Origin of the sequence: Spirulina sp. 06S082, assembly GCF_034932145.1 — a bacterium.
Lineage (GTDB): Bacteria > Cyanobacteriota > Cyanobacteriia > Cyanobacteriales > Spirulinaceae > CCY15215.
In genome coordinates this window covers 1-9,599 of sequence record NZ_JAYGHV010000425.1, presented here as the reverse complement: position 1 = coordinate 9,599, position 9,599 = coordinate 1, and the positions used below count along the sequence as shown (strand labels likewise).

Here is a 9,599-nt window from a genome sequence, read left to right as displayed (position 1 = left end):
AACTTTGGTCAGACCTTGCCACTCTTTTGATGAATCTTAAATCTCATAAGCGTCTCTATTTTCAGAAAGGACTGCACGCTCTAACCCTTATAAAATCGGCTTTATAGCTTGCTTGTCACCCCTCAAGCTGGATATCAATCAATTGGAAGGGGAAATGGCTCTGCGTCGGATGCAGGTCTGTTGGGATGGGAAGGAGATGCGAAGGGTTGAAGAGAAGCGAATTCGGTTGGATAGTTTTTAAGGGGGTTAGTAGGGGAAATGGGATCGCGTCTCGTTATTCAATTTGTGATATTTTAATAAGTAGAGAATTAAAGTACAAGCATTAGGGTTTTAGAGAGCAGTCTAACTAAAACCCGTTACTGACCTTACTTGAGGTGAATATTAAGCAAATATTAAATTTAACTGTTCTTGCGGTAGAAAAATGGGTTGATTCACTGATTCAAGTACGGGAGGTAAACTAAGCTCCGAAGAACTTAGCCACCATCGCACAATTCGTTCTTCTTTAACACTGCATTTTACTGCTCCTCCTGCTTGTTCCAAATAAGTAACAATTTTTGGTAAAATTTCTTGAATTTGTTTATATGTTCCTTGAACAGTTAAAACTTCCGCAGCACCATAAGTTTTTTTTGCATATGCAGAGAAAAAACCCATCCTTCTTAAAGAATCAATTAATTTTGCATCTGATTCATCCCGAGATAAGGTTATATGAATTTCATCTTCGCGAAATGTTCCTAGTGTAAGAGACGTTAGTTGAAATTGACAAGGTATTTCTATTTCAGGATTAAAGTCTTTTTCTGAGATATCAATATCAACAGGAACATATTCACCTTCAATGTATCCTTCAATAGATTTCGGATTAGTTTCTAAATAATTTTCAATTGAATCAAAAACTTCATGAAATTTTTTTCCTACTTTAATTTTTTTTGTAAGATGTCTTACAGGTTCATAATGAGGAATTCCTTCAGGATGACCGGGAAAGTTAGAAATGATGAAGTCATGATTTTTCACAAGGAAATTCTCAAAACTTTGGGATATCCAATGACCATCAATATGAATATGAAATTCTTTAGAGTGTTCAAGTGTTTCGTGAAAATTTCCTTTCATCATTATTTTGATCCATGTGTGCTTGATTGCTCCACCATAGCAAATTTATCTTGAAGTGCCAACTAAACATAAAACGCTTGCTAGACAAAGGTTTCAGTCTTTAATAGTGTGGTGATATGTGTAAGATCGAACATAATGTAAAGTTTTGTAAATTCGAGAGAACAGGTTAAACGCATCTAATGTATAAATTGTAACAAAAAAACTCCTGATTTCAGATTTCAGTTTCTTCTCAAATCAAAATGTATGAATTTTTGGGTTGCACAAAAACCAGATTCTCTTCTGATGTTTAATAACCATGTAACTATAGATATAGACAATAGCAAGGCTGTAGAGTTTGGGCGCCACAATCGAATTGATTCGCCCAATGCTAGGGAACGTGTCACCGAGTGCCAACACCCGTGAAGCCTTTGCGGTTTCAGAGGTTAACAATTCGTTACATCGAGATTCTGCATAGATTCCGAGAACGCAAAGAATCGGAACTTTTTGAACGATTTTAGGTTCAAATGTTCGATTTTTCACCCCAAAAATAGTCATTGTTCCGAGTCCAAATCCAAAATCGGAACTTCATCTCCTCTGTTGGCACTTCACGGTAGCTTCTCTAGCATTACGCCTGATTGCTGTATTTTTTGATATACTTATAAGATGCGTTTAACCTGTTATAGCAAGTCCATTTGAGCTATAAACAAGCAAGTTAGCAGTAGCAAGGGTTTCAGTCTGTGAGGTATTCACGACTCAATTAGTTTTGTTATCGGAGAATGAAGCTATAAATAACATCGACGAGAAAGACTTCTTAATTGTTCATATTCAGATTTATACTATTGTCAACTGCCCCCAAATTTTTTAACATTCTTATTTGGGCATTTGTCAAGCCTGAAATATTGCTGATATTTGTATGTTCATAAGGTCTCATAGGTCTCAAAGTATGTAAACAATTTCCTTTTTCAAGACTCCAAATTTTTATTAACTCATCTTGGCTACCACTAACGAGATATTGACCATTTTTACTAAATACTACCGACCAAACATTATTAGTATGTCCTAGTAAAGTATTTAGGCATTTTTTTTCATAAAAATCCCAAACTCTTATTGTTGTGTCAGCACTTCCACTAGCTAAAATTTTACCATCAGGACTTAAAGCAACCGACCTAACTCCATTTTTATGTCCTTCCAAAGTAGCTATACAGACTCCCGTTTTAAAATCCCAAATTTTTACTGTTGTGTCAGCACTTCCACTAACTATCATTTGATTACATGGGCTAAAAACGATCGATCTTACCCAATTACTATGACCCTCTAAAGTTTTGAGACACTTTCCGGTGTTGACTTCCCATATTTTTATTGTTTGATCTTGACTTCCACTTGCTATGAATTGACCATCAGAACTAAATATGACTGACCAGACACATTTCGTATGACCTTTTAAAATATTGATACACTCACCAGTATCAATATCCCATAATCTAACTGTCATATCCTCACTAGCACTGGCTAAAATTCGATCAGTGGGACTAAATACCACTGACCAAACCCAGTGTTCATGTCCTTTCATAATCTTGACAATTTCGCTGGTTTTAGCATTCCATAATTTTATTTTTCGATCTGCACTACCGCTAGCTAAAAGTTGAGTATCGGTGCTAAATGCTACTGACCATATCCAATTTTCATTTTTTAAAATTTTAAGGCATTGACCAGTGTTAAAATCCCATATTCTGATTGTTTGATCTTCACTTCCACTTGCAAAAATATTATCAGTTTGACTCAATGCAATAGCCCTTATTCCATTAGTATAGCCTTTGAAGATTTTAAGGCATTTTCCACTACTAATCTCCCATATTTTTATCATTTGGTCAACACTTGCACTTGCTATGATTTTTTTATTAGAATTTATGGATAATGATCTTACCCAATTATTATGCCCTTCAAGCGACTTAATACAATCTCCTTGGTTTACATCCCAAATTTTTATTGTTGTATCATTGCTGCCACTGACTAACAATTTTCCACTTTTGTCAAATTCAATGACTTTGATAGGTTGAGTATGTTTTTTCATTATTTTTATACAATCACCTGTTGCAATGTCCCATAATCTAATACTACAATCATCACTAGCACTAGCTAAAAATTTACTATTCGGACTAAAAGCAACTGATGTTACTGTATCAATATGTTTCTGCATTATTTTTACACAATCACCTGTTTTAACATCCCATAATTTAACACTACAATCATTACTAGCACTAGCTAAAAAATCACCATTTGGACTAAATACAACTGATGTTACTACATTAGAATGTCCCTGCAATTGTTTTAAAATCTTACTTGTTTTAATATCCCATAAAATAATGGAAGTATCAGCACATCCACTTGCTAACATTGGAGAATTAGGATGAAAAGTTACAGAGTGAACTCTTCCACTATGCCCTCTAAAAGTTTTCAAACATTGTGTTGTAGAAACATCCCATAACTTAACCGTTTGATCGGAACTACCGCTTGCTATCATTGTGCTATCAGGACTAAACCTAATTGACCATATCCAGTTAGTATGTGCTTTAAAAATCAAAATTTTTTGATTATCCTCAACTTGCCATAAATGAATTTCCCCGTCTGTATCACTGGTTGCTAAGAGTTTTCCATTAGGACTAAAATTTACTGAAAAAATACTGCCAAATGTTTCTGTAAAAGCTGATTTAGATAGGTCTGAAAAAGATAGATCAACATTGTGTAAAGTCACCTCCTGCAAATGAGCTTGCCAAATAGCCATGTTAGAAAAATCATAGTTTTTAATGTTTTTCTCAAGAAAAGTAATTAGATTAATAAGATTTCCACCACAATAACCAAGCATTACTTTCTTGTTATTTTTCTTTTGAGTTAAAATTAATTCGTATAAGTTATTAATTGCTAGATTTTTATCACCAAATACTTCAACTAATTCATCAATAATAGGTTTTAAAATAAAGCGTTTCTGAGATTCTCGAACATATTCTTTTGAATTGGCTTTCATTAAACTATGGGTATTTAGAACGGAAATATTTTTGCTGCCTATTTCTTCAACTATTGTTTTGATCAACCTAGTATTGAGATACTCTATTAAAACAGGTTGTAATGTGATTTTATTGTTGACTTTTTCAAGAGGAATTTTACGACTAAGATATTGCATTGTCTCAGCAACTTTATTCTTGGATTTTGATAAGAATAAATCAGATTTTAAGTCCATTAAAGAAACAGGTTCTCGATTAATAGAAAGCCAGTAAAAAACTTCTTTTTCTAGATTTGATAAACGATTAAAATGCCAATCCAATAAGTTTTCTAATTCACCAAAAACTTGTAAACCATTTTCAAGGAAGCCAGAAATATCTCCAGAAAAAATGGATTGAATGTGTAAAGCAATAATTTCCAGTGCCAAAGGATTCCCATTATAAAATTCTATCAACTGCTTCCAATCATCGTCTGAACCATAAAATTTACCAATTTTTTCAAATATCTTTCGTCCATTTGTTTCATCAAGTCCTTTTAAGTCAATAGATCGAACCAAGCAAAGTTGACTTGCTTTTAACGCTATCTCTCGAGGCTTCTCTCGACTGGTTATCAATAGACAACTTTTGTGATTGATTTCTGCTATTTGTTTTAACAAGTAACCATATTCTTGATATCCGTCTCTATATCCTCCTTTTTTTGTATTTGAACTTAAGATGGTTTCAAAGTTATCTAAAATAATTAGACATTTATTATTTTTTAAACATTGGATTAACAAATCAATTTGCTCTTTTATATTCAAGGATAAAATGTCTTTATTTGTACTAGAGAAAAAAACTATCAGATCCTTTAAAATCTCAGTAATTGATGGTCCATTTAACAAGGAACGCCAAATGACATATTCAAATTTATTTTGAATAGATTTTGCGAACTTTAGTGACAAATCAGTTTTCCCAATACCACCTTTGCCAAGTTTAATTGGTAATCTAGTTTTTCCAACACCAGCTATGCCAACAATAGAAACTAAACGACAACCTTCATCAATAATCCAATTATGTAAAATATCCAGTTCTTTAGTTCGACCAAAGAAGCTAGAAATATCAGGTGAATTTCCCCAATCTTGAGACAAATTAACACAGGCTCGACTTAACAGGATATCGTAACCCTCGCGATCGCTAATAATAGCCGGTTTTTGCTTCGGTTTGGCTTCTTGTACTTTTCTCTTGGCATACTCGTGCAGTTCACGAGCGTAAATCATAGCTTTTCCATCGCAAGCAGCCGATCCAGTTTCAAGACCTTCAACGAGGTATTGTGTATAAAGAGAAAGCATCGCACCATCCTGCTGAAAGGAGGTTTGCGTTGCTGTTGAAGAAGTCAGCACTACTCGCCCTTCCGCACCGAGTTCCCTTTTCAAATCTAATCCCACACTTTTCACTTGCCAACCTTCCGCAAACGCCCCGCTATAACAACAATCAAGGACGATCACCTGTCGCTTGGCGTAGCTTTCTCGAGAAACATCTTGCACGAAACTCGCAGAAACAGAAGTGGCTTTGTAGACGTTTTTCGACGTTCCTTTGGTGGCAAAATACAAGCGGTTGCTATCGTCGGTAATACCATGACCCGAAAAAAACAGCAAAACCAGATCGTCTTTAGCGCGATCGCCAAACAGCCGATGAATCGAAATTTGCATGACAGTTAAATCGGGATCGATCAGCGTTTCAACTTCATCAAACCCTCCCAAATCAGGATTCTTCAGCACCCGTTCCATTGCGATCACGTCATTGGGAGGGGCAGAGAGAGCAGGAATCCCTTCACCATACTTACTAACTCCGATGAGCAGTGCTATCTTCCTCGACATTACTTTCTCCACTCATGGCAGCTATTAAGTTCATAGCCGTTTTCTCAACTTCGGCTAACTCTCGAGAACTTCCTACTTTCAAGTTCACTTGGTGATCTCCCACTTTAACGCTGACCTCAATTGGTTGGTCTTTGAGGTAATCGCCCAAGAATCCCAAAAATCCCTTGAAATTTTTGAAGTTCACTTCAGCAGTCAGCACTCCGATTAACGTTGCCCAACCGGGTTTGCTACCGACTTCTGGTGTTAAATCCTCGGTTCGCTCTGCTTTCTCCACCTCGTCAAGGCCTCGTAACTCCCACAGTAGGTTTCTAGCAAATTCGAGCCGTTCCTCGTCTTCAACTTCTTCTCCAGCAAGCCCGAAAGTGAATTGAATTGTCGCGTTGTCTTCTGTAACCATAGTTACCTTCAACTGTTGAATCTGGCCTCGAGTTGGGCGAGGAGGGATAGAGATATTCTAATCGAAATCTGCGGTTTGCCTATAGTGACTACAGAAATCTTTTATCATGCTAGCAAATGTATAGCTAAATTATCGCTGTGAAGACAATTTGTCATTGCGTACTAGCCCGATACAAGTTGACCTCCATTCTACCAGCGATCGCCCTATCCCTGACTCCCAATCTTCGTCTGGCGAAAGGGCAAGAACAATTGTTCGATCGCATCGTCAAAAACTACCTGATGCAACCACTTATATCGCGCCTCATCTCGCATTATCAGCGCATCTCCCGCATCTAACTCTACCTTAACGGGTTCTCTCGTGCCACGACGAAAGCGCAATTCCAGAGGAGAGAGAGCAATCATAGAGATCGCATTATCGAAATTTCTCGTAGAATCGAGATGCAGTCCGGGAGGCAGGCAATCCCTCGAATTCGCCTCTCTCGTTGTCAGAATAGCAATAACTTGGTCGCATTGGGGCATCCACGGCTCGAGTCGTCGCAATACCCCATTCAACCAGTCGGGTAACGTGCCGAGATAGTCTCGTTGGGGATTCAACACGGAGCGATCGCTCGGGGGCTTTTCTACCCAACCGTAACATTGCTGGCGATGGTGGTTCGGTAAGTGCGGGGGACTTTGCCAAGGAGAGCGATCGAGATGGTAGCGCAATCGCCGTTGTTGCGTCTTTGTGAGCAATTCTGGAATCCAAATCAATCCCTCAATCAACTCCAGATCGTCAATAGAGCGTTTAGGGGGAGCGATTTCAAAGGGTAAAATAATCATCTTTAACCTCCAAAAAAAATAGGCATTCCTCGCCCCTTGAAAAGGTCTGGAATGCCCGAATGCCATTATTGTGTAATCGATTTAAGGATTAATCTTCGTCATCCTCCTCGTCATCGAAGTCTTCATCTTCCTCATCGTCCTCGTCCTCGTCTTCCTCATCATCGAAGTCCTCATCGTCCTCGTCTTCTTCATCGAGGAGATCGTCAATTTCATCCTCATCATCGTCGAGGTCGTCGAGATCGTCATATTCTTCCTCTTGTGCCTTCGCCAATTCGTTGCGACGCTTGAGAGAAGCTGCATTGAACTCGATCAAATCGGCGATCGCTTCTTCGGTTCCTTCGGAGATACTGTCGTACAGCAGCACGAGAGCATCGGCAATGACTTCGACGGGATACTTCAACGTATTGGGGTTGCCGAGAATTTTAGGGAAGACTTTTGTATTCCACTCAGTCCAGTCAAAGGAGTGACTGCCGGGTTTTTTCGCCAGTTGTGCTTGGATGTCCTTGCCCAACTTTTCCCGAGCCGCATGACCGACTTTTGTGGCAAGGCGTTGGTCTCGTTTGGCCAAGCGCACTTTATACTTGCGTTCGACGGCAGAGAGAATGCGCTTGACCAACTCTTCAGCCGTGACGGTTTTGGCAGATTGTGCTTTGGTCGATCGTGCTTTGGTGGTTTTAGCGCTCCCATTAGTGTTGGCTTTGGCAGCGCGAGTGGTTTGTCTGCGAGTTGTCGCCATATTCGCTTAAATCCTCTAAATTTCAACGCCGACGCGCTGGCAAGCGCGAATTCAAAATTAACTTCAATCCCTTTGAGGGGTCGAAATTGCCTCGTTAAGGCGAGGCAGGTGCGATCGCGCTTCGCTATCGTGGGGTTTTGGATAGTTGCAATAAAACGATGAGAACGATTGAAGATTGGGATATTTTGGCAGAGTTGGGCATTCCCGTCGTCGGGTTGGAATGTTCGCCCAGCGATCGCGCTTTTATCTTTGCGGCATTTCAACAGAAGGCGATCGAGCGAGATTTGCCCCTTTATTATTGGAATACGGGTTATGCCGCCCTGCAAGGGGTTGAAGTGGAAGGGAAACAATACCGACTCTCTCCCACCGAATTGATTCCAAAAGATGGGGATATCTTGCAGTGGTTGTTGGAGGATGAGAGGACGGGCATTTTTCTCTTGGACGATCTGACCGATTTTACTCAGTTGGAAGCGAGAGAGCGATCGCGCTTGGAGTCCCAAATTCAAAATGTAGGCGATCGCTATCGTTTCTCTCCAACTCCTTGCTATTCGGTCTTGATGGGGGCTTATCTCCAATTTGGCAGCAAGCTGGAAGGATTGGAAATTCTCAAATATGCCTTACCGGATGCGAAGGAAGTGCGGGCGATCGTCGAGACGTTTTGCCAACAACAAGCGTTACAATCGGATTCTCCCGAGTCCCGACAGCGCTTGGCGGTTGCCTGTCAGGGTTTGGCAAGAGGGGCGATCTCTTTGGCATTGCAGCGTTATGCCCCCCTTACTCCCCATCTCGACACCTTATCCGAGGCTATGTTGGAGTACAAAACGAATCGCTTGCGGGGGTTGGGGTTGGAGTTCATTGCCGAACCCGACGTGCCGACAGCAGGGGGATTAGACTTGCTGCAACGGTTTTTAACCGAAAAGGTGGTGAAACTCAACGAACCCTCTGCCCGTCAGTACGGTCTGAGACCCCCTCGAGGGATGCTGTTATTGGGACCGCCCGGTACGGGAAAGACTTTAAGTGCGAAACTGGCAGCAAAGGCTTTGGGTTACTCGCTTTTGGCTTTATCGTGGGGCAATGTCTTGGGGTCGGACAACCCAGATCGCACCTTGGCTGGGATTTTAGCAACGGCTGACGCATTGGATAAAGTCATTTTACTGGCAGATGATTTTGATAAGGGCTTTACGGGGTGGGAAACGGGAGGCGCTTCGAGGAGACTGTCCCAGCGCTTGCTAACGTGGATGCAGGAACATGACAGCGATGCGATGTTGGTAGCTACAGTGAATCGCATCCAATTGTTACCTGCGGAGTTAAAGCGTCGGTTTGATGATGGGGGCATCTGGTTTGTAGATTTGCCCCAGATGGGAGCTATGTACGAGATTTTCCGAGTTCACTTGCAAAAGTATTTTCCCACTCAGTTTGGAGAGGGACGAGAACCTTGGGGCGATCGGGAGTGGTATCGCTTGCTCAAGGCATATCGAGGGGCAACTCCGGTGGAAATTGCCCGTGCGGTGGAGCGGTGTGCGGTAGATTTTTATTGCGGGTTGGGGGAGGAGGAACGAATGCGAGGGAATGTGGAGGCGAGGATTGAAATTGAGGCATTGCACGGGCAATTAAATGAGTTTGTCATGGCATCGAAGCGGGATGCAGAGGAGTTGCAGGCAATTCGCAATAAGGCGTATTATTGTCGGGCGGCGAGCAGTCCGGAGCGATCGC

General features: G+C 40.7%; 6 protein-coding genes. 1 reads left to right on the top strand and 5 read right to left on the bottom strand.

What is annotated here, in order from left to right:
• Positions 1-381: 381 nt before the first annotated feature.
• The 5 genes from VB714_RS25800 to VB714_RS25780 form a co-directional block, all read right to left on the bottom strand.
• Positions 382-1,107, bottom strand: a complete 726-nt coding sequence (locus VB714_RS25800) for a hypothetical protein (RefSeq protein WP_323228039.1) — start codon at positions 1,105-1,107, stop codon at positions 382-384.
• Positions 1,108-1,894: 787 nt separating this feature from the next.
• Positions 1,895-5,935 (bottom strand): caspase, EACC1-associated type, encoded by a 4,041-nt coding sequence (locus tag VB714_RS25795; RefSeq protein ID WP_323228036.1) that lies wholly within the window; start codon positions 5,933-5,935, stop codon positions 1,895-1,897.
• Positions 5,901-6,332 carry a hypothetical protein gene (locus VB714_RS25790; RefSeq protein ID WP_323228033.1) on the bottom strand — a complete coding sequence of 144 codons (432 nt, stop codon included), beginning with the start codon at positions 6,330-6,332 and terminating at the stop codon, positions 5,901-5,903. Before VB714_RS25790 ends, VB714_RS25795 begins: the two co-directional genes overlap by 35 nt.
• A 203-nt stretch (positions 6,333-6,535) precedes the next feature.
• Positions 6,536-7,150 carry a hypothetical protein gene (locus VB714_RS25785; RefSeq protein ID WP_323228030.1) on the bottom strand — a complete coding sequence of 205 codons (615 nt, stop codon included), beginning with the start codon at positions 7,148-7,150 and terminating at the stop codon, positions 6,536-6,538.
• A gap of 88 nt (positions 7,151-7,238) precedes the next feature.
• Positions 7,239-7,886: a hypothetical protein gene (locus VB714_RS25780; RefSeq protein WP_323228028.1), complete on the bottom strand. Its 648-nt coding sequence runs from the start codon at positions 7,884-7,886 to the stop codon at positions 7,239-7,241.
• A 158-nt stretch (positions 7,887-8,044) separates the two neighbouring features.
• Between VB714_RS25780 and VB714_RS25775 the strand changes: the two genes are divergently transcribed.
• Positions 8,045-9,599, top strand: a 1,555-nt coding sequence (locus VB714_RS25775) for an ATP-binding protein (protein WP_323228026.1), incomplete at its 3' end; no start/stop codon positions are given.